Source organism: Streptomyces pseudovenezuelae (genome assembly GCF_029892565.1).
Taxonomy (GTDB): domain Bacteria; phylum Actinomycetota; class Actinomycetes; order Streptomycetales; family Streptomycetaceae; genus Streptomyces; species Streptomyces pseudovenezuelae_A.
Map to the genome: position 1 here is coordinate 71197 of NZ_JARXVH010000024.1, position 23570 is coordinate 94766.

Sequence of the window (23570 nt, forward strand, 5' to 3'; positions counted from 1 at the left end):
AACGGGCGGGGCGGAAACTGGCGACCGCCCGCATCGGCAGGGGATCTACGATGGCCCCATGCCGAAGGGGAGAGGTGCCCGCGGAGTGAAGTCGGCGGCCCGGACCGTCGGGCTGCTGGAACTGCTCGCCGCTCGGGGCGAACAGCCCTCACGTCTGCACCAACTCGCGGAGGAGCTGGGTGCGCCGCGCAGCAGCATGTACCAGCTGCTCCAGACCCCCGTCGACTGCGGATGGGTCCGCACCGACGCCACCGGCTCCCTCTACCTTTGATCTTGTGCAGTGCTCTCCCGTTCACGGGGGAGGTGAAGGGCATCTCAGTACTGCTCTGACCTCGGTTTGGGTGCGGGTCTGCGCTGTTGGCCTTGGTCAGATCACACGGGGCGCCGCTGGTTTTCGATGTACTGGGGTACGACGGTCAGCGGTGCTCCGCCGCAGCTTCCGGCGATGTACGACCCGGGCCAGAAATGGCCGGCCCACAGATACCGGCGGACATGCGCGTCGTACTCCGTGCGCAGGTATCGGGAGGAGACGCCCTTGAGGGAGTTGACCAGCCTGGAGAGCTGGACCTTGGGCGGGTGGTGCACCAGCAGATGGACGTGGTCCTCTTCGCCGTTGAACTGCTTCAGCTCGGCCTCGAAGTCCTGGCAGACCTCTCGCATGATTGCCTCGCACCTGGTCAGCATCTCGCCCGTGAACGCCTTTCGCCGGTATTTGGTGACGAACACCAAGTGGACGTGAAGGTTGTGGACAACGTGACGGCCTGTTCGCACATCGGGATTTGGAGTCCATCGTGGCGACGTGAACCAATCGATAGGGTGATCGCGTGGGTGCGGATCGTGTTCAGGAGAAGTGGCAGTTCGGGCACCGCGCCCGGCTGGCGCTGACACCTGCGCAGATCCGGCTCATGGACGACCAGGCGCATGCGGCCCGCACCATGTGGAACTGTCTGCACGAGTGGTGATTGATGCTCCCCAAGGACAAGCGTTCCCTGGCCGCGGCCGACATCGCGATCCGTCAGGCCCGCAAGGAGATCGACTGGCTCGGTGTGCTCCCCGCCCAGGCCGCGCAGGCGGTGCTGAAGACGTACGTCCAGGCCTGGCGGAACTGCTGGGACGGCCGCGCCGACGCCCCGAACTTCAAGGCCCGCATCCGCACGGTGATGTCCGTGGACATTCCGCAGGGCCGGGACTTGAACATCGCCCGTGTGCACCGCCGCTGGGGCATGGTCAACATCCCCAGGATCGGCCGCGTCCGCTTCCGCTGGACGAAAAAACTCCCGGTCGGCAAGCACGCCACCACCGCCAACCGTGTCACCGGGGCCCGGCTGGTCAAGGACGCTCTCGGCTGGCACATCGCCTTCCGCGTCCAGGCACTCGAAGCCAGGCCCCAGTCACACACCGGCCCGGCCGGGTGGCCCCGGACCACAGGGTGCGGCCCTGGCCGTCGCTGATCGTGGTGGTCTTGATGGTGTTCTGCTTGCGTTTGCCGGAGACGAAGGCCCGCCGTCCGGGCCTGCCCGCCTTCGGACGGCGGACCTGGGTCTCCATCCCGTCGATCCTGAGCGTGACCTGCTCGGCCTCGGCGTAGGCGAACACGTCCTCCAACGTGCGCAGCCGCAGCCCGGGCCGCTCCGGGATGGCGAACCCGCACTCGGCGAGCAGCGGACGGATCTCACTGATCGCTCGGCCGATCGTGAACGAGCCCACCTGGTAGATCACACCGAGGGCGGCATGAGTGAGCCCGGTCCGCAGATGCACCAGCGTCACCAGCAGCCGGTCGACGAAGACCAGCTCGTGCTTCGGCCCGGCCCCCGCCTCCCGTTTCCGGGAACCGTGACGCCGCTCATCACGCCCGGATTCACACCGCGCTTCCCAGCGCGCGGCGAACTCCGCGGCGAGCTCACCCAGGTGCTCCTCCGACAGACCGCAGAAGGCGGAATGGGACATGGTCACGCGGGCCTGACTCGTCATCACACCCGAATCAACTCGCGCGACCTTCGCCATGCCCCCACCTGCGACCAAGATTAATCACGGGGCAGCCCGTTAGCGGCGGATCTGAGCGTTCACTGTGGGATGCGCGTCATCGCTGTCCGCGCCCAGGCCCACGAGCAGGCGCAGTCCGTCCTCGGCGGGGCTGCCGGGAGCTGCGGACAGAACCAGCAGCTCCATACCCGATTCATTCGGTAGTGCGAAGTTCTCCTGGTGCAGTTCCAGCAGTCCGACCAGCGGGTGGCGGTACGCCTTGCGTCCATGGGTGCGGGCGCGCACGTCTGCGCGGGCCCAGAGGCGGCGGAAGCGCTCGCTGCCCATCGCCAGTTCGCCGATGAGCGAGGCCAGGCGGGGGTCCTCGGGGTATTTGCCGGCGGCCAGGCGCAGATGCCCGACCACGTCGAGGGTGCATTTCTCCCAGTCCGCGTAAAGGCCGCGCTCGGCCTCCTCAAGAAAGATGTGCCGGGCGGTGTTCAGGCCCGGCATCGGCCGGCCGAAGAGGAGCCCGGCGAGGCGGTTCCCGGCGAGCACGTCCAGGCGGTGGTCCATGATCAGCGCGGGTGCGTCGGCGACCAGGTCGAGGACGCGCAGCAGTTCCGGCCGGACCCGTCCGGTCGGCGCCTTCGCGTGGCGGCGGCGCTGCCGGGCGAGCCGGAAGAGGTGCCCGCGTTCGGTCTCGTCGAGACCGAGGACGCGGGCGAGCGCGTCGAGGACCTGCTCGGAGGGCTGGGTCGCGCGGCCCTGCTCCAGGCGTACGTAGTAGTCGACGCTGACGCCGGAAAGGTGCGCGACCTCTTCGCGGCGCAGCCCTTCGACCCGACGGCGGCTGTCGGTGGGGATGCCCACGACCGCCGGGTCGACCCGGGAACGCCGGGTCCGCAGGAAGCCCGCAAGATCGTCCATGCCCCCAGTATGGCCTCGGTAGTGCCCGTGAAGGTGGTCCTGCCGATACCAGGAAGTCCCGTCCGATGGAAGAAGCGCCCCTGAACGCCGGGCGTCGCGGCGCCCAGGATCGGAGGCATCCGATCCGAAGGAGTTCTCATGAAGACGCTGATCGTCTACGCCCACCCGGAGCCGAAGTCGCTCAACAGCTCGCTGAAGGACCTCGCGGTGTCCACCTTGGAGAACGCCGGGCACGAGGTACGGGTGAGCGATCTTTACGCGATGAACTGGAAGGCGGTCGTGGACGCCGCGGACTACGGCCCCGACGCCTCAAGTCCGCTGAAGGTTGCCCTGGACTCGGGCCGGGCCTTCGACGCCGGCACTCTCACCCCGGACGTCCTCGCAGAGCAGGAGAAGCTGCTGTGGGCCGACACCATCGTCTTCCAGTTCCCGCTGTGGTGGTACACGATGCCCGCGATCCTCAAAGGCTGGGTGGACCGGGTGTTCACCTACCACTTCGCCTACGGCGTCGGCGAGCACAGCGACACCAGGTACGGCGAGCGCTTCGGCGAAGGCACCCTCGCTGGCAGGAAGGCTCTGCTGTCGGTGACCGCCGGCGGCCCGGAGTCGCACTACGCCGCTCGCGGGATCAACGGCCCCATCGACGATCTGCTGTTCCCGATCCACCACGGCATCCTCTACTACCCGGGCATCGAGGTGCTGCCGCCGTTCGTGCTGTACGGCACCGACCGGATGACCAGCGTGGAGTACCCGGACGTCGCCAAGGCATGGGAGCAGCGCCTGCTCACCCTGGAGTCCACCGAGCCGATCGCGTTCCGGCGGCAGAACTTCGGTGACTACGAGATCCCCTCGCTGCACCTGAAGGAGGGACTGGAGCCGGCGGGCCGCACGGGTTTCGGGCTGCACGTGCGCGGCTAACGGGATGACTCGTGCTCGCCCGCCCCACGGCCTGCTGCATCACCCACCAGCCGAACCTCCAGGCCCACACGCCTCAAGACCAATCGCGGGGCAGCTCGTTACGCTGCGACCCGCAGGTGGAAGACGGATTTAGGGCTCGGGTCGGTATCAGTGATTTCGGCGCGATGCAGGCGACGCTGTTGACCACGATGCCGCACTCGGTCCACCGCTCGCGCAAGCTCATCCGCCAGGCCGATCCCGAAGTGCTCAAGGTGGGCTGCATCGTGCGCGGTGGCGCCACGGTGACGCAAAACGGGCAGCGCGCGGATCCAGGGGTCGGCGACCTGATGCTGTTCGACACCTCGCGTCCCTTCCTGGGCAGGCACGCGCCGCATATCCCGACGAGCCAGCTGCTGCTTCTGCGCTTCCCGCGCTCACTGCTGCCGTTGCCCGACCGGGACCTGCGGAGTCTGAACGGGGTTCGCATCCCGGCGCGCAGGGCATCGGTGCACCCTCGTCCCAGTTCCTGCTGCAGCTCGCCCGGCACATGCACGAACTCAGCCCGTCCGACACCGCCCGTCTGTCCACCCTCACCCTCGACGTGCTCACCACGGCACTCGCCGGTGCACTGGACACCTCGGGCACGGGGCCACCACACACCTGGCAGCGCGCGCTGATGGCCCAGATCCAGGCTTTCATCCGGGACAACCTCGGCGAGCCGTATCTGACCCCGGACGCGATCGCCGCCGCCCACCACATCTCCCCGCGCTACCTGCACAAACTGTTCCAGCAGCACGGGCACACCGTCGCCGGCCGGCTCCGCGAACGCCGCCCGCTGGGGGTTCACCAGCCCCGCCCACTTCAGCCAGGCCTTCCGCGCCGCGTACGGATGCGCCCCTCGTGAATTCCGCCGGCAGCGTGCAACCGTGCGCGGAGACAAAAGACCTGTGCACTCACACGTAACGACAGGCCCAGATGTGAGGTGCACCCTCTGATGGAGAGGAACCGTAGGCCCATCACCAGGGAGAACCATGACATTACGCAAGATCGTTGCAGTCACTCTCGCGTCACTGGCCCTCACCGGCGCCGGTCTGGCGACATCGGCATCCGCCGCTCCGGCGGCCCCCACCACGCAACCCGGCTGGCCGGTCGTAATCACCGTAGGCCAAGGTCGCGCCGCCTGTCCGCAGTACTTCCTGTGCATCTGGACGGGTCACAACTACACCGGTAGCGGCCGCGGCTACGGCGGCAGCGTCAAACACGGTGACTGGACATCGTGGTTCAACAGCGAAACCAAGGGAAACTGGGAGAACAACGTTCATTCCGCCGTGAACCAGACCACCATCCCGGTCAGGTTCCTCGACATACACGGTGTTCTCGGGACCCCCATCGGTGACCTCTACCCGGGCTACAACGTGGGGGACGACTGGACGGGCGCCAACAAAGCGGACGGAATGGTCTACCCAGACGATCTCTAGCCAACCTCGCTCCGAGTGAGCGACTTTGCTCCTGACTGCCTGGCACTCATCGAGCACTCGGACGTGGTGTCTCACCCGCACGCGATGCCCGGCCGGTGGGACATGCTGTACCGCGTCTTCGATGCCCCTCGACTCCGCCGACCCCGCGCGGCCGCCCTGCGCCGTGCCCGGGCCGAGCATGCCGGTACGGCGGACAATGCGCCACAGACACCGCCGGTCCGACGTACGGCATGAACGTGCAAGCAGCTTCGTCGAGGCCCGGCATCGCTCATGTGCTCAGCGTGCCCGAACAGCGCATGAGGTTCTCCGGGACATCAATCCGACACCGCTGCCCGCCTACGCCTCCCGAAACGGCCAGCGAGCGCCCTCGGTTGACCTTGCTCATCGACCAGCAGAGGTCACCTCCAGACCGCTGGCGACAGGGATCGTCGACCTGGACCGCCAGTCCATCAACCGCATCGAATGGCCGTTCCACGTGTTGCGGCCGAGACAGGCTGCCGGAAAGGCTGGGTGGCGACCAAGCCACCGTTCCTCATGGGAGGTTGGCAACAGAATGCGCGACAAACGATCCTTACCCGGACTCATCGGCGCCCTGGTCGTCGTCCTGGCGGCCCTGTTCGGCGCGGGGCCGGCCCAGGCCGCCGACAGCCCGTCCGGTCACTATCTGATGCTGCCGACAGCACCACACAGCGCGGCGGCCAGGTCCGCCGTCGCTCACTCGCCGGGGATCAGCCCGGCCGCGAACAAGGTCGTACACGTGGCCGTCGGCGACGGAGTCGCTTGCGATAGTGGCAACTTCTGCACTGCTGTCTGGGATCCCACCACGAACGACTGGAAGGTCTTCTTCCTGTTCCAGTGTGCTCTCTACTCGCTCTCCTACTGGAATGGCGACGGGTACTACGCCAACTCCCAGACCGGCGGAGCCGTCGCCATTGTCTACGGGCAGAGCGGCAACGAGCTGGTACGCGCTCCCGTCGAACCCGTCACCTACTTGTACAACTGGGACCCGGCATGGTCCATCCGCAACTGCTGACGCCGAGCAGCGTGCCGGCGGGTCATTTCGCGCTGGTGACCTGCTCGTTCGACGGGCGGTGCTCGCGGCTCCGCCGGGTAATGCAGGGGCGTAGGGCACTGCCCGGGCGGGTGTAGACGTAGCGTCGCGCCGCGCAGATCTGCAGCGGGTTCAGCTCGTCGACCTCGGCGGGGGAGGCCCGCAGATCCTTCGGCTGCGGGCCGGTGGACAGCATGTACCGGGGCCGGTCGGCAGGACAAGCGAGTGAGCGTCGCCGATGGCCATGTTGTACGCGAGCTGCGCTCCATCGCGGCGCATGGAGCAATCGTCAATACCTGTGGATCGGCGATTTCAGGGGGTGCTGAGTCGATAGGTCCACATCTCGACCATCTGACCGTGGAGAAGTCGAATCAGCCAGATGAGACGGCTGTCTATCGCGCCTGGGTGACTTTCGTGGCCGACGCCGCCGACCACGGACAGCAGGTCATCGGTGCCGAGGATCGTGTCGATGTAGAAACGGAGTCCTGGCCGGGTGGCGTGGGTCTGCGTGACCGCTCGTTGAACGTCGGCGGGGCCATTGACCTCTGGATGTGCGTGGTCGGTCCAGTCGGGGCTGAGTACTTCCGGGGCGGCGGAGGTGTCGCCCGTGTTCCACATCTGGAAGTACCGCTGTACGACCTGGTGGGAGGAAGCCGGGTGCTCGTGCATCGTGTTCTCCATTGCTCCTGGCAGGAAGTCGCGTTCGAGAGGAACCGTAGGATCACGCCGCGCGCGTGTCTCCGCGTTCGGCCAGGACGCCGTTCTCGAACCTGGCCCCGGCGCGGACCAGGGAGACCAGGTGGGCGCCGGGGATCGCGTGCCAGCGGTCTTGGGCGGATTCGACGAGCTTGAAGACCATCGCGAGCGCGGCGGCCGGGCTGCCGGCACCGCGGGTGACCTTGGTCCGCAGCTTGACCGTCGAGGACGTCGACTCGATCGGATTCGTGGTCCGCAGGTGATCCGGTGTTCGGCCGGGAAGTCGTAGCATGCCAGCAGTTTCTCCTGGTCGTCGATGATCTTGGCGACGGCCTTGGGCCACTTCGCGCCGTAGGTCTTCACGAACGCCTCGATGGCCTTCTGTGCGTGGGCGCGGTCGTCGGCGTTGTGGATCTCCTGCATCGCCTTCGTCGCGCCCGGCTGAGCAGACTTCGGCAGGGCGTTCGATGCATTCCGGGCCTTATGGACCCAGCACCGCTGATGGTGAGCCGCAGGGAAGACCTCGGCCAGGGCCTTCCACAGGCCCATCGCGCCGTCGCCGACCACCAGCTCGGGGTCGCGCATGCCGCGGCGACGGCAGTCGCGCAGCAGGTCCGCCCACGACTCGGTGGACTCCCGCAGGCCGTCGGCCAGCGAGATCAGCTCCTTGGTGCCGTCCAGCCGCACTCCGAGCAGGATCAGCACGCATGAGTGTGCTTGGCCGAGCCGGACCTTGGGGTGAACGCGGTCCGCCCGCACGTAGACGTAGTCGCGGTCGGACAGGTCGCGGTCCTGGAAGACGGCGTGGTCGTCCTGCCACTGCCTGGTCAGCCGGGTCACGGTCGCGGCCGGCAGGCCGGCCGCGCCGTCATCGATGCCGGCAAGAAAATCGCGGGCCGCAAACGCCACATCGGGGTCGACACCCTCGGCTTGCTCCTGGCCGTCCGGGTCACCGCAGCGAGTGTCTCCGACAACGTCGGCGACATACACCTGGTGTCCCACATCGCCGCCACTCACCCTCGCGTGACCAAAGCATGGGCCGACAGCGGATACCGCACCAAAGCCATCGGCCACGGCGCCCGCCTCGGCATCGACGTCGAAGTCGTCCAACGCGAGCCGCGCGTCAAAGGCTTCAAGGTGATTCCGCGGCGCTGGGTCGTCGAGCGCACCTTCGGCTGGCTCATGCATCACCGCCGCCTGGCCTGCGACTACGAGACCCACCCTCACCGCTCCGAAGCCATAATCCACGTCGCGATGATCGACCTCATAAGCCGCAGACTCACCCGAGAATCCACCCTCCACTGGCGCGACACCTGAACCTCGGACCAAACAACCCCACCGGGACAAAACGCCCTTTTAGGCTGCCTGCTCACGGCCTTCTGCAGGAGATCAAGGGTGATGCTCCCACTCGCCGAGCTCGGAGTTCCAGCGCAATGCGCCGCGGGTCGCTTGCTGAGCATCGGGGGTGAGATCGAGCCCCGCGAGGGCATCGAGCGCCTTGTCTGTCGCCTCGGTGGGGATGTGCAACCGAAGCTGCCGCGTCAGATCTTCGGCGATGAGTAAGCGACGACTGCGCTCTGCCAGGACGTGCTCGTCACGTGGGTCGATGCCGCGACGAAAGACACGGCGAAGTGCGGTTCGGGCCGTCTCGTAAGCACCCTGTGCCGCCAGCCCGGCGAGTGCCTGCCCCTGGAACCTCGACTGCCACAACTGCGACAAATTCGTCCTGTCCGGCGCCGACCTCCTCTACTGGCGTCGCAAACGCGAGCAGTGGCAGCTGCTGGCCGAAGGATCTCCCGACGACGCCACCGCCGACTACCTGCACCAGCACTTCGAGCCGACCGCCCGCGCGATCGACGGCCTGGAGAAGGCCCTGGCCGGCCTCGGCCTCCTCGATGACGCCCTCGCCCTGGACCTGCGCAAACCCCAGGACTACTTCCACCGCGTGTGGTCCACGGCCTTCCGCGCCGTCGACCTCGCCGACGTGGGCGACGACGAGCAGAGCGAGTACAGCGATAGGTGCACAACCGACAACAACCCCGAGCAGGACGACATCGCATGAAGACCGCTGCAGTTCCCGCCGGGCCCCGCACCGCGGCGGCCCTGGCAGCCCGCCGCCGCAAGACCGAGGCCGCCCTGGAGCGGGTCCATCAGGCCATCACCCGACTCCGGCGCGAGAAGGCCCCGGTCAGTGTCGCCGCCGTCGCCCGACGATCGGACGTCTCGCGCACCTTCCTCTACGACAACACCGAGGTCAGAGCCGCGGTCACCACAGCAATGGCCCAGGCCGGCGAACGCCGGTCCCGCACGCTCGCCGAGCAGGACGACGAGCGCGAGGCGACCTGGCGCGAACGCGCCCTGAACGCCGAGGAGGCCCTCAAGGCCACCCACACCGAGATCCTCTCCCAGCGCACCCGCATCGGTGAACTCCTCGGCCAGATACGCGACTTGGAAGCCGAATGGACCCAGGAAGCCGTCCAGCGGATCACCACCGAGAACACCACCCTCAAACAGCGTGTCCGCCAGCTCACCACCGATAACCGCACCCTGGACGAACGACTCAAGGCCGCCCGCTCCAACCTGCGCTTCCAGGACCGCCGCATGGCCGACCTCGAAGCCCAGATCACCGACCCCTCACCGGGAGTTCAGCGATGACGTCGAGGGTTCCTGCAAACCGCGCCTGACGGCGCGACCCGGTCCGGGGGAGTCCGGCCGCCTACGGCGGCCGGACTCCCAAGCTGCCATCACGGGGTGTCGACGGATTGTTGACGGTGGCAGCGGCGCTCGGCCAGCCAAGGCAGAGGCCGGGGAACGTCCCGACTCTGCCAGCCTCAGGCCGAGGCTGCGGCGACGCAGAACTCGTTGCCCTCCGGGTCGGCCATCACAACGTGGTGCCCGTCAAACTCCTGCAGGACGGCCCCGCCCGCCTTCACCAGCCGCTCAGACTCCGCCTTGATCCGCGCCCACCGCTCACCGGCACTGCCGTGTCCCGGCACCCGAACGTCGATATGAAGCCGGTTCTTCGCCGTCTTCTGTTCGGGGACCTTGAGGATGGAGAGGCGAGGGCCGACGCCGTCTGGATCGCAGAGCCACGCCCCGTCGTCCTCGGAGTCGTCCTCCGGCAGGTCAAACTGCGCGAGCCACTCCTCGCGGGTCTTGAAGGGAGCAGGCGGCGGCTCGTCGATATAGCCCAATGCCGACTTCCAGAAATCGGCGAGGAGTTGTGCGTTCACGCAATCGAGGGTCAGATCGATTTTGGCTGCCATGACAGGACCGTACTGCACACCTCTGACAGATACCGCCGTCACCAGTACTCGTGATCCCTCGGAGAGCGTTGACCGACCGTCGTGGACATGTAGTCTATGAATCGTCGCAGTTCAGAGCCGGTTCACGAGCTCCTGCGGTCGGTAAATTCGACGACCTGCACTTCCTCAAGTGGCGCAAGACCAGCGGCATCGAGGTCAGTAACCATCTCAAGTGGATCGCCAACGAGTTCCCCGTCACCCTCCTCAAGGTCGGTGTGGGGCTCGCGGACAAGGGCTTGTTCAGCGAGGGCGAGGCGACCGGTGACACGGTCCTGGCGCAGACCGGCCGACGCACCACCCGCCTGGACATGCCGCCCTTCACCATCGACACCGAACAGGGCCGACGCCACTGGCGCCGACTGCTCCTGGCGCTGGAACAGCGCATCGTCCTGACCGACGCACATTCCGGCATGCTCGCCGACGAGTTGTCCGACTACCTCTTCGCCCGGTCGACCGGGCACATCGGCTCCTTGATGACGCTGGTCAACCGCGGCTGCCAGCGCGCCCAGCGCACCGGAAGCGAACGCCTCACCCGTGACCTCCTCGACCAGGTCAGGAACGACGAGGCCGCCGAACAAGCCCGCCGCGAACTCGAATTCGCGCTTCAGGCGGGGAAGGCCACCAGCCGTCCACGCACCGCACGGGCCGCCGGGTGAGCACCGCGCGGCGGACCCTGCCGATCCGGTGTGCGCCGTATCCCGGCGAGGCCCTGGACTCCTGGCTGGAGTTCACCGCGGCACGCCTGAACTGCCCGTTCACGGACGTGCTCAGCGCGCTCGGCCTGCCGAACCGGGAAGCAGCCATGGCCGCCCCGGTGCTGCCGGCCTGGACCATCCGGCTCACCCGGGACGAGCTGGCCGTCATCGCCGAGGTCACCGGTGTTGCCGAGCACATTCTCGCGGCGATGACGCTGCAGCGCTGGGACGGGCATGCGGTGGTGATCCTGCCCCGACACCGGCGAGTGAACCGGCGAGTGCTCTGGGGACGGGCAGGGTCCCGGTTCTGCCCCTTGCGCCTGGCCGACAGCGGCGGACGTTGGCAGGCGGCCTGGCGTCTGAGTTGGTCCTTCGCCTGCACCGATCACCATGTGCTGCTGGCCGACCGATGTCCGGCCTGCCAGCGGATTCCCCGCCTGCGCGCTCATCCCCGGCAGGAATCGCCCCGTCCGGGACTGTGCTCCGGCGCGGCCCCGGACGGCGGGCCACGGCCTCCTCGCTGTCACCACCCCCTGACCGACATTCCGGTCACAGAGAATCCCCGCGACAGCACCCTGGCCGAGACGCAACACCTCATCGACACCGCCCTTGCGGCCCCGGGAGACCCGGTGCGCTGGCCGCTTTACGGGCCTGGCGGCGCACCGCTGAACGTGGTGCTGCGCGATGCGAGGAGTCTGGGGGCGCTGATTCTCAACCACGCGACACCCAGCGACCTGCGCCCCTTCGCCCCGCCCGACGTCCTGGACCGTCTGGAGCGCTACCGCGCCAGCCCCCTGCCCGCCAGCTCCCAGCGGGCACCAGATACCCGGCCCAGTGATCTGCACAGTCACTTCGCCCCCGGCGACGCCGCCGCCACGGCCGTGGCGGTCACCGCGGCCTTCGACATCCTGCGCGCCGAAAACACGCGCTGCGCGGCCAGGGCCGTGCGGTGGCTGACCGACCGCGTGGCCGCCTCTGGCCGGCCGCTGCACCCCGCCAACGTCGTCACCCTCGGCGGCACCATCTCGCCCGCACTCGAAGCCGCCCTGCGCTGCAGCCGGGAGACCAAACTGATGCCGGTGGCGCGCCTGCGCCACCGCACCGCCATCGACTCCACCCGCCCCCCGGCCAACCACGACTCAAGGGCCCGTCTACTGCCGACCGCCCTGTGGCCGGAGTGGGCCCTGCGGCTTTCCCCACGGCACCCCAGCGGCAGGCGCGCCGCCCAACGCGCCGACGAACTCCTCACCGTCGCCTGCCTGCTGGCCGGCAACACCACCTCGATCCGCGCCACTGTCCGACTGACCGGTACCAGCGTCAGCAGCCACAACGTGTCCACGTTCCTCGCCACCCTCACCCGCCACCAGGACGGCGCCGACCTCCTGCGCGCACTGATCCTGCTGGCCGACCGTCTCGATACACACGGCGCCCCGATCGACTACGCACGCCGACGCGCCCTGTTCACCACCCGCTCCCGCTTCATCTCCCCGCAGAGCTGGATGGATCTCCAGCGGCGGCTGCGCTCGAACCCCCGGTGCCGATGCCGCGCACGCCCAACGCTGGCTCTTCCAGGCCCTGACCGGATCGCCCGCGCACCTCGCCCACTCCGACATCGCGCCCGCCACCCACGCTCAACGCCAGCACTACCAGCGCTTTCGCTGGCGGATCCTGCCCGCCGAGGCCGAACTGCTCACCCACACCGCACGCATGCTCCTCGACGAGCACGGCATCGACGAATCCGTCCGATGGGCACCCCGGCTGCCCGCCCGCCAACTGAACGATCTCGTGCTCCCGGGGCCGGACCCGGACAGCATCACCGCCAACCAGCTCCACCAGGCCGTGCCCGGCGGCGACTTCTCCGTCGCCCAGCTCGCCCGCGCCCTGGGCACCACCACGGCCCACATCACCTACCTGCTGTCCCGGCACCCCCTCGACTGGAGCCCACCGCGGTTTCGCCGCACCCAGTACACCGCCACCCGCGTCGGGGAATGGCGTACCTGGTACGAGGAGGACCAGCTGTCCCTACAGGCCATCGCCGACCGGGAAGAAACAAGCCTGGCCACCGTCCGCCTCGCACTACGCAAGAACGGCGTCACCATGCGCCCCGCCTGGCGGCCCGGAAGTATCCGGTGTACCTCTGCCGAGCATCGGCCCCCGCCGACACCGCGACGGACGTCTCTCGCCGACGCCCAACCGCTCCGGTCCCGGCTGTTTGCCGGGACCGGAGCAGCCGTGGGGTTCGGTCAGACCCCGGCGGTAGCGGTGCAGTTCTGGACGGTGCCGCTGTTGCCGCCCCCAGCTGGCCGAGGAGACCGGCGACCGTCGACAACCGTGGTGCCAGGCTGCCCTGTATGGATGCGCCGCTCCGGGGCCGGGGTAAGGCGCGCTACACCGGCAGCGCGTACAGGTGACTGCCGCCGATGTAGACCAGCCCGTCGGATACCGTCGGCGAGGACAACGTGGTGCCGCCGCTGCGGAACCTCCACCGCCGTTTGCCAGTGGTGGCATCCACGGCATACAGGTAGTAGTCATCGCTGCTGACGTACACCAACCCACCGGATGCCGCTGGTGCCGACAATTCGTTGCCACTGGTGAACTTCCAGTGTTGCTGGCCGGTGGTGGCGCCCACGGCGTACAGGTATCCGCCTTCGCCGCTGGCGTACACCACTTCGCGGGTGACCGCCGGCGACTTAAAAGAGCCATTGCCGCTTCCGGTGGTGAATCGCCAAAGCGGCTCACCACCGGAAGCGCTTAGCGCATGCAGCTCACCTAGGTCGTTACCCACGTACACGGCTCCCTGAGCAACCACAGGCGGCCACGAGCTCACTAGCTGTTCTCTATCCGCTCGTGTGGTCGGTGGGGTTCGAACAGCGGGCTGGTTCGGGTGAGTTGAGCGGTGTTGAGGCATGAAGGAAGGGCCTCTTGGTAGCTCGCGGGTGTCGAATCCAGCGAGTTGCAAGAGGCCCTGGTGTTGAAGTGTTGCGTGGTGGTGGCCGACGGGTCCAGTCGGTCCACCCCTGGGTGTGACTGTCTCGCCCACAGGTTCGGGAACGCGGCCGACCGGCCGGGCCGTCGGCCGCGGTACGACTCCGACATGAACGATGCGGAGTGGGCCCTGGTGCGGGATCTGCTGCCGGTGCCGGGATGGCTGGCGGGCCGGGGCGGGCGGCCGGAGGGCTACTGCCAGCGGCAGATGATCGACGCGGTGCGCTACCTCGTCGACAACGGCATCAAGTGGCGGGCGATGCCCGCGGACTTCCCGCCCTGGCCTCGCGTGTATGCCTTCTTCGCCCGCTGGCGGGATGCGGGCCTCGTGGCTGAGCTGCACGACCGGCTGCGCGGAGCCGTCCGTGAGGCAGAGAGCCGCGAGGAGGAGGCGAGTGCGGCGGTCGTGGACTCGCAGTCGGTGAAGGCGGACGCCACCGTTTCCTTCGCTTCACGGGGTTACGACGCCGGGAAGAAGATCAACGGACGCAAGCGACACCTGCTCACCGACACGCTCGGGCTCCTGCTGGACGTGCTGGTCACGCCGGCGTCCACGACCGACCGCGACGCCGCCCGCATCCTGCTGCCCGCGGCAAAGAAGCGCTTCCGGCGGCTCTCGCGGATCTGGGCCGACGGCGGCTACCGCGGCCACCTCCAGGACTGGGCTGCCCAGCACCTCGGACTCGTTCTCGACGTCGTCCGCCGAAGCGACGACGTCAGCGGCTTTGAGGTCCTGCCCCGCCGTTGGGTCGTGGAAAGATCCTTCGCCTGGTTGCTGCGCAGCCGGCGCCTGGTCCGTGACTACGAACGACGCACCGACACCAGCGAAGCCGTCATCCGGTGGTCGATGACCATGCTCATGAGCCGCCGCCTGGCCGCCCGACATCAGCAGCGTCCTGCTCCAGCGCGGACGGCATGAACCGGCCCGGTTTCTCCTCGACCAGCCAGCCCCGTTCCACCAGCCGCTTCAGCCGGGCCCTCGCGCCCTCGACACGGGAGACGGACGCACTGTCCCAGCCCAGCACCACCGCCGCACGCCGGGCACCCAGCCCATCGACTCCCGCATCCAGGACGGCGGCCATCAACGCCTGATAGTCAACCGACAGGTCCTCCACCCCGGCCGAGTTCTCCCGGTGAGGCACCGCGCGCCGCGGCCCGACCGGCTTCCTCCGGGACGACCCGACAGCCACCACTGCGGGCGCTTCATCCTCGGCCAGCGCCTCCAAATACTGCTCCAGGCCGATCACCCGACGTCTGAGGACCTCTCCCGCGTCCGCCAAGTCCGTCCGCACCCGCACCAGTTCGGCTTCGAGTTCCTCCACTCGCACCGCCGCGGCCTTCCGCCGCGCTTCCAACACCGCCCGCATCGACGGCATCCGCCACCTCCACCGCAACTCGCTCAGCAACGAGTCGAGGCTTCCGCAACAGCCGCAATCCCATGTCTGACCAGCGGAATCCGCACACGAGGTTCGGAAAGAGAACGACCTCTCACCCTGCCGAAGGTGCGATAGTTCCACCGCTTCTTGCCCGTGGCCGCGTCCAGCGCATACAGATCGTCCGACATGCCGACGTATACCAGCCCGCCGGACACCGTCGGCGATACCTTGTAGTTCGAGTCGGCCTCAGTGGCGTACTTCCACCGTTGCTTGCCGGTGACGGCATCGACTGCATATAGGTACGCGTCATCGCCGGTGACGCACACCAGCCCGCCGGACACCGTCGGTGCTGAGTACACGTTGTCGCCGGTGGGGAACCTCCACCGTTCTTCGCCGGTGTCCGTGTGTAACGCATACAGGCACTTGGTGCCGCTTGCGTACACCAGTCCGCCGGACACCGCCGGCGACCTGTCGTCCGCTCTTTCCTCCCCCACGCGGACCTTCCACCGTTGTTTGCCGGTGGCAGCATCTACCGCATGCAAGAAACCCTCCCAACTGCTCGAAAACACCAGCCCGCCGGACACGACGGGGCGCCCCCCGAACGAGGAGCCAGCGGTGGACTTCCATCTCGCTTCCCGGGTGGGGTCGTCGTCGCTGTTCAAGAAGTACCAACCGGTGACGCCGAGTCCAGCGGCGGTCACGGTTCCGGCAAAGCTGAGCAGGACCCGTCGGCGGGATACACCTGTGGTGGCTGCGGCTGGAGACTCGGCGAGCCGGGGCGTCCGGGCGGGAAGGTGCCTGCGCAGGCGGGATCCCGGAGCAGTCGGGCTGCCTGAGGCACGAGCGTCGGGTCGCGCCCGCCCCGTGGTGGCGGGTTCGGGCTGGCCTGATGCCGGGGATGGGCCGGTGGGCGGGTGAGCTGTCTCCGTGTTGTCGGGTGGTTGGGTGGTGACCTCGTCGGTGGGGCAGGCCGGTGGCGGGCTGCTGTCTGCCACGGCGGGACTGGGGTCGGGGGCGGTCGCCGACCGGGACTGAGGGTCGGGTGGCATGGCGGCCAGCTGCTCGGCGGGGGGATCGGGCGATTTGGGAAGGACGGATTTCAGCCACGCGGTGGCGGCAGCGGAGACACCTCTGCTGTCGTCGTCCGCAAGACGGCGGATCTCGTCGAGAACGGCACCGCGGACGGTCTCGTTGCCGATCCGGTGCAAGTGGGCGAGCCCGTCGAGGGCGCCGATCCGGTCGTTGGCGATCGGGCTGCCGATGGCGTTGCGCAGGTGGGAGGGGAGCGTCCAGTTGATGTTTCGGGCGATGACGGTGCGGCCCTCGACGTTGTCCTGTTTCTTGGGTCGCTGCTGCGGCATTTCGTCGACGACCCGGTCGTGGACGTAGCTGTACAGCTCGTCGAGGGTGATGTCGCCGTCGCCGTCGAGGTCTGCGCTGCCGTCGCGCAGGCCATCCACCAGGTAGCGGGTGAACACCGACTGCGCCGCCTGACCCTGCGGCTGATTGCCTTCGAACGAGTACTGCGTGGCGTCGGATGCGGTCAGCACGGTGCGGCCGCGGCCCTGGAAACGCTCCAGCGCGTGCACAGCGGTGTCGGCCTTGGCGAGGCGGCCGGCCGGGAACGCCCCGCTGTAGCAGCAGTCCAGAATCAGGACCTTCTGCCGCGAGACGCAGCCCTCCATGGCCTGATCGATCTGCTCGGCGGAGATCGCGGTGAAAAGCAGGCTGTCACGGCGGGTGTTGGTCATGGCCAGGTACAGCCGGCCGTTGTCGTCCTTGAGGCCGTGGCCGGTGAAGTAGAGCAGGGTGAGGTCGTCGCGGCGGCGGTCGCGGTAGAAGTCGCCGATGGCCCCGCCAACCCGGTGGTGCGGTTCGTTGACCAGCGTGGTGATCTCGAATCCGGCGATGGCCGGGTCCCGCAGCACCGCGGCGAGCGCCTCCGCGTCGTGCGCCGGTGCGGTCAGCCGCCGCAGTCCGGTGTCCTGGTAGTCGTAGGTGGCGATCAGCAGTGCCAGCCGGCGTCCCGTGGCTAACTGCCCGTGTGGCGGCGGATGTACGCGTCGATGAGGTCTCGCCGCTCGGCGGCGGACGCCCCCTCCAGTTCGATCGTGTCTCCGTCGATGGTCAGCGAGACACGATTCCGGGCGGAAGACCTGCCAAGCCAGTCACGCAGGGACTCGATGAGCGCGGTGAACACGCCACCGGACGCGCTCAGCGCTACGACCATAGCCCCGAGAGTGACCGGATCGGTGCCCTTCGCGCCGTCAGGAGTTGGGCCGCCGGGCGCAGGACGGATCGATTCGACGTCCAGTTCGGCGATCTCGGCCCGCAGTTGGCGTGTCAGTCGTTCCCCCGCCTCCGAGTCCAGCTCGGGGTCGGGCGAGAGGACCAGCAGTACTTTCATCGCGCCGTCCGCCTGCTGATCCGTGTGGCCGCCTCTCATCGAAGCGCTGTCTTTCATCCGTCCCCCGGTGGCAAGTTGTCACGAACCTGCACCTCACAGTGTGGCGCCGTGCGGCCGCCAATGGCAGCCCGTCGGCACAACTGCCGAGTCAACAGGGAAGCGGTGGTCGCCTCCTCATCGGCAGACGCAGCGCCGATCCGTGGTCCACCGTCCACAAGGCCGGTGCTCAGGTCCTCGACCGTGAGGGTGTCATCGCCGCGGTCACCGTAGATCTTGCCCGTGTTCTCGCCGGTGACACGGATGGTGTCGCCGCCATCGTCTCCGTGGACCACAGCGATGTCCGAGTTGAGGCCCTCGACGGTGATGGTGTCGTTGCCGGCCAGGCCGTTGATGGTGGTGTCGGCGTTCACTCCGGCGGTGCAGGTGATGGTGTCATTGCCTGCGGTGCCGTTGATGGTGGTGGAAGTGACCGGGGTGCCGTTGACGGTGCAGGCGCTCGCGGCGTATGCGGCGCTGGCCGGAAGTAGGAAAACGGCGGCTGCGGTAGCCACGACAAGCAGCGAGAGGCGGGCACGCCGGAAGGCGGCCGGCAGACAAGATCCCGATTTCATTGAATGATCTAGGCAGGTTCCATCTGGCTCGCCGAGATCGTGAAGAAGTGCCACGACCGTGAGACTGAGCCGTTGCACCATCGCCTTGAGACGGCGAAAGAACCGCTGGTCAGCGCGTACGACCTATGCTATGAACCGCGGGACCCTACAGGACGGCTCACCGTGTGCCAACCGTGCGACGCGGAGGTCCAGGCCGCCGAACTGCACGCCGAGGTTCGAGCGGAGGCGTACTTCGATTCGCTGTGCTGAACTCGACTTGCATCCTCTGGTCTTCGTACCCGATAGAAGTGCCACCCAGGCTTCCTTGGAACCAGGGCGCCCGTTCGCCTATCCGGCGGCTTGCTTCGTCACCAGCACAATTCAGCACGGCACCGTTCCCTGCCTGTCCGCCGAACAGCAGGTTCACTTTCACCAGGGCTACGAGCTCATCGAGAGCCTCATCGCCACGGTGCCCGTCCTCGCGATCACGGCCGGCGTACACAGTCCTGCCCTGTTGGAGCGGATCGCCGACACGGTGACGGGGCGGCTCCCGTGACACCCAGCCGTATAGCCCTGGTCGGACCGGTCGCCTCGAGCAAGTCGACGCTGGCCGCAGCGCTCTCCGCCCACACCGGCCTGCCCGGCATCGACCTCGACGAGCTGTTCTGGGAGCCCGACTGGACTCCCCTGGACACACCCGTCTTCCATAAGGGCGTCCGTGACCGCCTCGCCGGACCGGCGTGGATCGCGGACGGCAACTACGGCGGCGAGGTCGCCGAGATGCTCCTGGAACGTGCTGAGCTGGTGCTGTGGCTCGATTTGCCGCTGCGGGTCTGCCTGCCCCGGCTGGTCAGCCGCTCGCTGCGCCGGGCCGCCACCGGCGAAGAGCTGTTCGGCGGAAACCGGGAGACGTGCCGCCACTTGCTGGCCCCGGACTCCATCCTGCGCTGGGGGGGCTCTGCACCACCACCGGCACCGCCGACGCTGGTCCGATCGCCTCCACCCCGACCGCACGGCCGGCCTGACTGTGGTGCGCCTCGACCGGCCCGCAGCCATCACCGCGCAGCTGCGCCGGCTCGGCCTGCTGCCCGCAACAGAGAGGTGACGCGCGTGATCGCCTCCGTCGTCCGTGTGCCCTGGCACACCGCCCACGGCGGCTACGACCGCCTGCTGGACCACCTGCCCGACGTCCGCCGCATCGCCCCGCCCGGACACCTGGGTGCGTGGCTGGCCTTCACTGGCGCCCACCGCGTGCTCGGTCCTCAGTGCCCTCTGCCGTTCTACCCGGCCGAGCACTTCGCCACAGACCTGCGCGTCCTCGCCTCCCGCCAGTCTGCGCACGTGCTGTAGGGGGACGAGCAGTTCTGGTCCTCCCGGCACCGCACCGGGCCGACGGCCGTCACCTACCACCAGCCACCCGACCAACTTGCACGGCTGGTGCCGATGCGGGTACGGCGGCGCCTGGCTTCGCGGGCCGAGCAGATCATCGTCCTTCACCAGCAGGAGTTCCTCTGCTACCTGATTCCGGAGAAGCGCGTGCACCCCCTGCACCGAAGGTGTGGTCCCCATCCCCGGCACCAAGCGAGTGAAGTGGCTGGAGCAGAACGTCGCGGCTCTCGACGTCGAGCTGAGCGCCGATGACCTCGCGGCCCTGGACGCCCTGGCCGCCAAGGTGGTCGGCGCACGGTACTGAGGCGGAGTGGTCTCACCGAACCGGGCACAGCAGTCACTGGGGGTACTCGAGCCCGCCCCGCCGCGCCACCTCGCCGAGTACACCGGCGCCCGCACAACGGTCTCACTGCGATGGACGGCGTCCGCTGCTCTCCCGCATCACCAGTTCCGTCGCCACCTCCACCCGCGTCGTCTCCGGCTGCTCCCCGGACAGCAGTCGCAGCACCATCCGGGCCGCGAGCGCCGTCATGTCGGCCAGGGGAGTGCGGACCGTCGTCAGGCGTGGGGTCACCCAGTCCGCGAACGGCAGATCGTCGAAGCCGACCACGCTGACGTCGGCCGGGATGCGCAGGCCCAGTTCGGCGGCGGCCCGGTAGGTGCCCAGTGCCTGGTGGTCGCTGCCGGCGAAGATCGCCGTAGGACGGTCGGGCAACGCCAGGAGCTCCAGGGCGTGTTGGTGCGCGAGGTTGTGGGTGAAGTCGCCGTAGCGCACCAGCTCGGCGTCGAAGGGGAGACCGGCCTCGGCCAGCGCCGAGCGGTAGCCGTCGACCCGTGCCCGGGAGGTGAGCCGGCGTTCCGGGCCGCTGATGATCGCGATGCGCCGGTGGCCCAGCTCGATGAGGTGGCGGGTCGCGGCCAGTCCGCCGGGCCAGTTGGTCGCGCCCACCCACGGCGTGCCCGGCGCGGGCTCGTCGATCGGCATCACCAGCGCGAAGGGGATGCCGAGCCGGCTCAGCTCCTCGTGCTGCTCCGGCGTCAGTTCGGGCACCACGAGAATCGCCCCGCGCGTGGAACGGGTGGCCAGCGAGTCCAGCCACTGACGGGCGCGTTTGGTCCGGCCGTGGGTGGAGGAGACGACCAGCCCCATGCCCGCGTCGTGCAGGACGTCCTCCGCGCCCCGGATCAACTCGACCGCCCAGGGGCTGTCGAGTTCGTTGATGACGAAGTCGATCAGGCCGCCGGGCGGGGCCGCGGTGGCCGCCGGACGGTGTCTCGCCAGATAGCCGTGCTGCCCAAGGAGGCGCTGCACCTTGGCCCGCGTCTCCGCCGATACATCGGATCTGTCGTGCAGAACTTTGGAAACCGTGGACACCGAAACGCCTGCCTGATCGGCGATTTCGGCCAGGGTGCGCCGTCTTGCCTCACCGGATCCTGTCCGAACCGTTGACGTCATCGGATGAATCTCCTACGTTGCCGGGGCGATCGAGCTTTGCGAAAACTATCGCAATCCGCGGTCCCGGAGTAAGGCTCCTCGGCGAAAAGGTGGTCCTCGATGAAGAGATGGCGCGTGGCTTCCCTGGCCACGACCGCGGCTGCGGCTCTGGTGCTCTCCGGCTGCGGCGGCACAGGCGGCGGTGCCGGCGGCGGTTCGGGCGGCGGCAAGGGCGAGTTGCTGGTCTGGGTGGACAACACCCGGATGCCCGCGGCCCAGCAGTACAAGAAGGCCCACCCCGACCTGAAGCTGCGCATCGTCACCATCCCGCCCGACGCGGGCTACGTACCCACCAAGATCTCCCTCGCCAACCGCACCAAGAGCGGCTGGCCCGACGTCGTCTTCCTGGCCAACCCGGCCGAGGCGGCGACCCTCGCGAGCGAGAAGTTCGGCTACGCGGCCCCGCTCGACGACCGCGTCCCCCAGTCCGTCCGCGACGGCTTCACCCCCGGCGCCCTGGACACCTGCACCTTCGGCGGCAAGACGTACTGCCTGCGCAACGACATCGCTCCCACCGTCCTGTGGTACGACGCGACGCTGATGAAGCGCTACGGCTACCAGGTCCCCAAGACCTGGGCCGAGTACCAGCGGACCGGTCTCAAGGCGGCCGACGAGCACCCCGGCACCATCGTCGGAGCCGTCAACGGCAAGTACGGCGCCGGCATCTACTTCGGCAGCAGCGGCTGCGCCACCCGCGACACACTCAGCCTCACCGAGGTCCACATCGACCTGGGCCAGGCGAACTGCACCCGGGTCGCCGATCTGCTGCAGCCGCTCGCCCGGAAGAAGGCCGTCACCACCGTCGTGCCCATCGACCCGGGCTTCGCCAAGTTCGGCAAGGGCGACAAGATCCTGATGCTGCCGGCCCCGGCCTGGTTCGGCGACTTCATGTTCGGCCCCGCCTTCAAGGTGCCGGGGGGCCGCATCGCCGCCGCCCCCATGCCCACCTGGCCCGGCGAGAGCAAGCCCTACGCCGGACAGGTCGGCGGCGGCGCCTTCCTCGTCTCCACGCACGCCGGCGAGCGCACCAAGGACGCCGCGGATCTCGTGCGCTGGATGACCACCGACGTCAGCCTCCAGGCGAAGCAGCCCACCTACCCCGCCTTCACGGCAGCCGCGCAGAAGTGGGGCGAGGCCAAGTCGAAGGACCCCTACTACGCCTCCGACCCGATGCCCGCCCTCATCGCGGCCGCGGACGCACTGCGTCCCGGCTTCGGAGCGGTCCGCTTCGAGGCCGACTGGCAGAGCAGCTTCAACGACACGCTCGTCAAGGCAGTCGACTCGGGCGGCAACCTCCGCAACGCACTGGCGAGTTGGCAGGACAAGCTGGAGGCGGCGGCCAAGACCACCGGGTACACGGTCGGATGAAAACGCTCACGACACCCCGCCCGCCCGCCGCCGCGGCCCCGGCGCCGGTGACACCGCGCCGCCGGCGCCGTCCCGCCCGCCGTGCCGCCGTCTGGATCCTCGTCGGCCCGTACACCGTGTTCCTCGTGGTCTTTGGGCTCGCGCCCGCCGGATACGCCCTGTGGACCTCGTTCGTCGACAACGGCTCCTTCACCGGCGGGCACGACTGGGTGACCGTGTTGGAGGACTACCGGCTCGGCGACGCGGCCGCCAACGTGGCGACGTATCTGCTGCTCTGGCTGCCGATCCTGCTGCTGACCGTCCTGTCCCTCGCCTTCACCCTGCACGCCCGCCCCGGCCGCACGACGAGCGCGCTCCAACTCGTCTACTACCTGCCCGGCGCGGTCACCGGCTCGGCCGCCGCCCTGCTGTGGCTGTTCATGGTCAGCCCGGACAGCAGCCCGTTCTCACCCCTGCTCAAGCTGCTGGACGTCCACAGCGCCACGGAAGCACTGTCCGGCGGCAGCGTCATCGCCGTCCTCACCGTGATGGGCGTCGCGGTGCACGCCGGCGGCTGGATCGTGGTCCTGTACGGGGCGCTCAACGCGCTCCCCAAGGACGTCCTGGAGGCCGCGCAGGTCGACGGCGCCTCCGCCTGGCGGACCATGTGGCACATCAAGCTGCCGATGGTCCGCACGTACGTCGCCTTCGTGCTGATCTCCAGTTTCGCCTCCGGCAGCCAGGTGTTCGTCGAGCCGAGCGTGCTGTCCACCGGCGCCCCCGGCCAGATCAGCCCCACCTGGTCCGTCAACCAGCTCGCCTACACCTACGCCACCCAGGACGGCGACTTCGGCAAGGCAGCCGCGCTGTCCCTGGCCATGCTCGCGGTCGGCGTACTGGCCGCCTGGATCGTGATCACCCGCACCCGTATGTACGCCACTGACTCCTCCGACTCCCGGTGAGTGAG

The 23570-nt window shown here is 68.5% G+C and carries 29 protein-coding genes and 6 pseudogenes; 19 read left to right on the forward strand and 16 right to left on the reverse strand.

The genetic code is table 11. The features are described 5' to 3' along the window. Positions 1–58: 58 nt before the first annotated feature. Positions 59–265 (forward strand): annotated as a pseudogene (locus M2283_RS44685) (helix-turn-helix domain-containing protein); the annotation flags it as partial. A gap of 107 nt (positions 266–372) precedes the next feature. On the opposite strand, the gene tnpA reads toward M2283_RS44685, so the two are convergent. Beyond that, positions 373–813 (reverse strand): IS200/IS605 family transposase, encoded by a 441-nt coding sequence (tnpA, locus tag M2283_RS44690; RefSeq protein ID WP_280882370.1) that lies wholly within the window; start codon positions 811–813, stop codon positions 373–375. Between the two features lie 11 nt (positions 814–824). Between tnpA and M2283_RS44695 the strand changes: the two genes are divergently transcribed. Beyond that, entirely contained in the window at positions 825–962 is a 138-nt protein-coding gene (locus M2283_RS44695; RefSeq protein WP_280882377.1) for a hypothetical protein, read from the forward strand. Between the two features lie 3 nt (positions 963–965). Then, positions 966–1406, forward strand: a pseudogene (locus M2283_RS44700) (RNA-guided endonuclease TnpB family protein); the annotation flags it as partial. On the opposite strand, the gene M2283_RS44705 reads toward M2283_RS44700, so the two are convergent. Together M2283_RS44705 and M2283_RS44710 are read right to left on the reverse strand one after the other, a co-directional pair. Next, a complete protein-coding gene (locus tag M2283_RS44705; RefSeq protein ID WP_348538971.1) occupies positions 1330–2004 on the reverse strand; it encodes a transposase family protein in 675 nt (224 codons plus the stop codon). The pseudogene M2283_RS44700 and the gene M2283_RS44705 overlap by 77 nt on opposite strands. Positions 2005–2043: 39 nt before the next feature. Next, positions 2044–2892: a helix-turn-helix transcriptional regulator gene (locus M2283_RS44710; RefSeq protein ID WP_280882332.1), complete on the reverse strand. Its 849-nt coding sequence runs from the start codon at positions 2890–2892 to the stop codon at positions 2044–2046. A 138-nt stretch (positions 2893–3030) separates the two neighbouring features. Here M2283_RS44710 and M2283_RS44715 point away from each other — a divergent pair, with 138 nt between their 5' ends. The 6 genes and pseudogenes from M2283_RS44715 (at position 3031) to M2283_RS44735 (ending at position 6300) form a co-directional block, all read left to right on the forward strand. Beyond that, positions 3031–3810: an NAD(P)H-dependent oxidoreductase gene (locus M2283_RS44715; RefSeq protein ID WP_280882333.1), complete on the forward strand. Its 780-nt coding sequence runs from the start codon at positions 3031–3033 to the stop codon at positions 3808–3810. A gap of 116 nt (positions 3811–3926) precedes the next feature. Then, on the forward strand, positions 3927–4466 hold the full coding sequence (locus tag M2283_RS52100; protein WP_432423220.1) for a hypothetical protein: 540 nt from the start codon (positions 3927–3929) through the stop codon (positions 4464–4466). After that, on the forward strand, positions 4466–4693 hold the full coding sequence (locus tag M2283_RS52105; protein WP_432423217.1) for a hypothetical protein: 228 nt from the start codon (positions 4466–4468) through the stop codon (positions 4691–4693). Before M2283_RS52100 ends, M2283_RS52105 begins: the two co-directional genes overlap by 1 nt. Further along, positions 4656–4784, forward strand: a pseudogene (locus M2283_RS52110) (hypothetical protein); the annotation flags it as partial. The gene M2283_RS52105 and the pseudogene M2283_RS52110, both read left to right, overlap by 38 nt. Positions 4785–4820: 36 nt before the next feature. Then, entirely contained in the window at positions 4821–5267 is a 447-nt protein-coding gene (locus M2283_RS44730) for a peptidase inhibitor family I36 protein (RefSeq protein WP_280882338.1), read from the forward strand. Between the two features lie 553 nt (positions 5268–5820). Further along, complete coding sequence (locus M2283_RS44735) at positions 5821–6300, forward strand: hypothetical protein (RefSeq protein WP_280882339.1); 480 nt, start codon at positions 5821–5823, stop codon at positions 6298–6300. Between the two features lie 22 nt (positions 6301–6322). Here the strand turns inward: M2283_RS44735 and M2283_RS44740 are convergent, their stop codons facing one another. From M2283_RS44740 to M2283_RS44750, 3 genes and pseudogenes are all read right to left on the reverse strand, one after another. Further along, positions 6323–6514, reverse strand: coding sequence for a hypothetical protein (locus M2283_RS44740; RefSeq protein ID WP_280882340.1), 192 nt, complete (start codon positions 6512–6514; stop codon positions 6323–6325). 116 nt (positions 6515–6630) lie between these two features. Beyond that, positions 6631–6999, reverse strand: a complete 369-nt coding sequence (locus tag M2283_RS44745; RefSeq protein ID WP_348538972.1) for a nuclear transport factor 2 family protein — start codon at positions 6997–6999, stop codon at positions 6631–6633. Between the two features lie 40 nt (positions 7000–7039). Beyond that, positions 7040–7875: pseudogene (locus tag M2283_RS44750) on the reverse strand (IS256 family transposase); the annotation flags it as partial. 9 nt (positions 7876–7884) lie between these two features. On the opposite strand from M2283_RS44750, the pseudogene M2283_RS44755 reads away from it, so the two are divergent. Further along, positions 7885–8331 (forward strand): annotated as a pseudogene (locus M2283_RS44755) (transposase); the annotation flags it as partial. Positions 8332–8403: 72 nt separating this feature from the next. On the opposite strand, the gene M2283_RS44760 reads toward M2283_RS44755, so the two are convergent. Continuing rightward, a complete protein-coding gene (locus tag M2283_RS44760) occupies positions 8404–8733 on the reverse strand; it encodes a hypothetical protein (protein WP_280882341.1) in 330 nt (109 codons plus the stop codon). Positions 8734–9072: 339 nt separating this feature from the next. Between M2283_RS44760 and M2283_RS44765 the strand changes: the two genes are divergently transcribed. After that, positions 9073–9669, forward strand: a complete 597-nt coding sequence (locus tag M2283_RS44765) for a DUF6262 family protein (RefSeq protein WP_280882342.1) — start codon at positions 9073–9075, stop codon at positions 9667–9669. A gap of 176 nt (positions 9670–9845) precedes the next feature. Here the strand turns inward: M2283_RS44765 and M2283_RS44770 are convergent, their stop codons facing one another. Next, positions 9846–10280 (reverse strand): VOC family protein, encoded by a 435-nt coding sequence (locus M2283_RS44770; protein ID WP_280882343.1) that lies wholly within the window; start codon positions 10278–10280, stop codon positions 9846–9848. Positions 10281–10348: 68 nt separating this feature from the next. Between M2283_RS44770 and M2283_RS44775 the strand changes: the two genes are divergently transcribed. Both M2283_RS44775 and M2283_RS52115 read left to right on the forward strand, forming a co-directional pair. Beyond that, positions 10349–10975, forward strand: coding sequence for a hypothetical protein (locus M2283_RS44775; protein ID WP_280882344.1), 627 nt, complete (start codon positions 10349–10351; stop codon positions 10973–10975). After that, positions 10972–11403, forward strand: a pseudogene (locus M2283_RS52115) (TniQ family protein); the annotation flags it as partial. The gene M2283_RS44775 and the pseudogene M2283_RS52115, both read left to right, overlap by 4 nt. A 458-nt stretch (positions 11404–11861) precedes the next feature. Here the strand turns inward: M2283_RS52115 and M2283_RS44780 are convergent. The 3 genes from M2283_RS44780 to M2283_RS44790 form a co-directional block, all read right to left on the reverse strand. Beyond that, positions 11862–12122, reverse strand: coding sequence for a hypothetical protein (locus M2283_RS44780; protein ID WP_280882346.1), 261 nt, complete (start codon positions 12120–12122; stop codon positions 11862–11864). A gap of 371 nt (positions 12123–12493) precedes the next feature. Then, positions 12494–12940, reverse strand: a complete 447-nt coding sequence (locus M2283_RS44785; protein WP_280882347.1) for a hypothetical protein — start codon at positions 12938–12940, stop codon at positions 12494–12496. Positions 12941–13400: 460 nt separating this feature from the next. After that, positions 13401–13922: a PQQ-binding-like beta-propeller repeat protein gene (locus tag M2283_RS44790; RefSeq protein WP_280882349.1), complete on the reverse strand. Its 522-nt coding sequence runs from the start codon at positions 13920–13922 to the stop codon at positions 13401–13403. 186 nt (positions 13923–14108) lie between these two features. Here M2283_RS44790 and M2283_RS44795 point away from each other — a divergent pair, with 186 nt between their 5' ends. Next, entirely contained in the window at positions 14109–14918 is an 810-nt protein-coding gene (locus M2283_RS44795; RefSeq protein WP_280882350.1) for an IS5 family transposase, read from the forward strand. Here M2283_RS44795 and M2283_RS44800 read toward each other — a convergent pair. From M2283_RS44800 to M2283_RS44815, 4 genes are read right to left on the reverse strand one after another with little or no spacing between them, the layout of a single operon-like run. Next, on the reverse strand, positions 14857–15366 hold the full coding sequence (locus tag M2283_RS44800; protein ID WP_280882373.1) for a hypothetical protein: 510 nt from the start codon (positions 15364–15366) through the stop codon (positions 14857–14859). The genes M2283_RS44795 and M2283_RS44800 overlap by 62 nt on opposite strands. 32 nt (positions 15367–15398) lie before the next feature. Continuing rightward, on the reverse strand, positions 15399–17393 hold the full coding sequence (locus tag M2283_RS44805) for a caspase, EACC1-associated type (protein ID WP_348538976.1): 1995 nt from the start codon (positions 17391–17393) through the stop codon (positions 15399–15401). Positions 17394–17407: 14 nt separating this feature from the next. Then, on the reverse strand, positions 17408–17821 hold the full coding sequence (locus tag M2283_RS44810; protein ID WP_280882351.1) for an effector-associated constant component EACC1: 414 nt from the start codon (positions 17819–17821) through the stop codon (positions 17408–17410). A 14-nt stretch (positions 17822–17835) separates the two neighbouring features. Continuing rightward, on the reverse strand, positions 17836–18447 hold the full coding sequence (locus tag M2283_RS44815) for a hypothetical protein (RefSeq protein ID WP_280882353.1): 612 nt from the start codon (positions 18445–18447) through the stop codon (positions 17836–17838). A 76-nt stretch (positions 18448–18523) separates the two neighbouring features. Here M2283_RS44815 and M2283_RS52120 point away from each other — a divergent pair, with 76 nt between their 5' ends. The 3 genes from M2283_RS52120 (at position 18524) to M2283_RS44830 (ending at position 20065) form a co-directional block, all read left to right on the forward strand. After that, positions 18524–18928 (forward strand): nucleotidyltransferase domain-containing protein, encoded by a 405-nt coding sequence (locus M2283_RS52120; protein WP_432423218.1) that lies wholly within the window; start codon positions 18524–18526, stop codon positions 18926–18928. After that, positions 18925–19722 (forward strand): hypothetical protein, encoded by a 798-nt coding sequence (locus M2283_RS44825; RefSeq protein ID WP_280882355.1) that lies wholly within the window; start codon positions 18925–18927, stop codon positions 19720–19722. Before M2283_RS52120 ends, M2283_RS44825 begins: the two co-directional genes overlap by 4 nt. Positions 19723–19930: 208 nt before the next feature. Then, positions 19931–20065, forward strand: coding sequence for a hypothetical protein (locus M2283_RS44830; RefSeq protein ID WP_432423219.1), 135 nt, complete (start codon positions 19931–19933; stop codon positions 20063–20065). A gap of 102 nt (positions 20066–20167) precedes the next feature. On the opposite strand, the gene M2283_RS44835 is transcribed toward M2283_RS44830, so the two are convergent. Then, the gene (locus M2283_RS44835; RefSeq protein WP_280882356.1) at positions 20168–21217 is read right to left on the reverse strand and encodes a LacI family DNA-binding transcriptional regulator; all 1050 of its coding nucleotides are present in this window, start codon (positions 21215–21217) and stop codon (positions 20168–20170) included. A gap of 99 nt (positions 21218–21316) precedes the next feature. On the opposite strand from M2283_RS44835, the gene M2283_RS44840 reads away from it, so the two are divergent. Further along, the gene (locus M2283_RS44840) at positions 21317–22624 is read left to right on the forward strand and encodes an ABC transporter substrate-binding protein (RefSeq protein WP_280882357.1); all 1308 of its coding nucleotides are present in this window, start codon (positions 21317–21319) and stop codon (positions 22622–22624) included. Beyond that, positions 22621–23565 carry a carbohydrate ABC transporter permease gene (locus M2283_RS44845; protein ID WP_280882358.1) on the forward strand — a complete coding sequence of 315 codons (945 nt, stop codon included), beginning with the start codon at positions 22621–22623 and terminating at the stop codon, positions 23563–23565. The genes M2283_RS44840 and M2283_RS44845 overlap by 4 nt, the downstream gene beginning before the upstream one ends. Positions 23566–23570 lie beyond the last annotated feature (5 nt).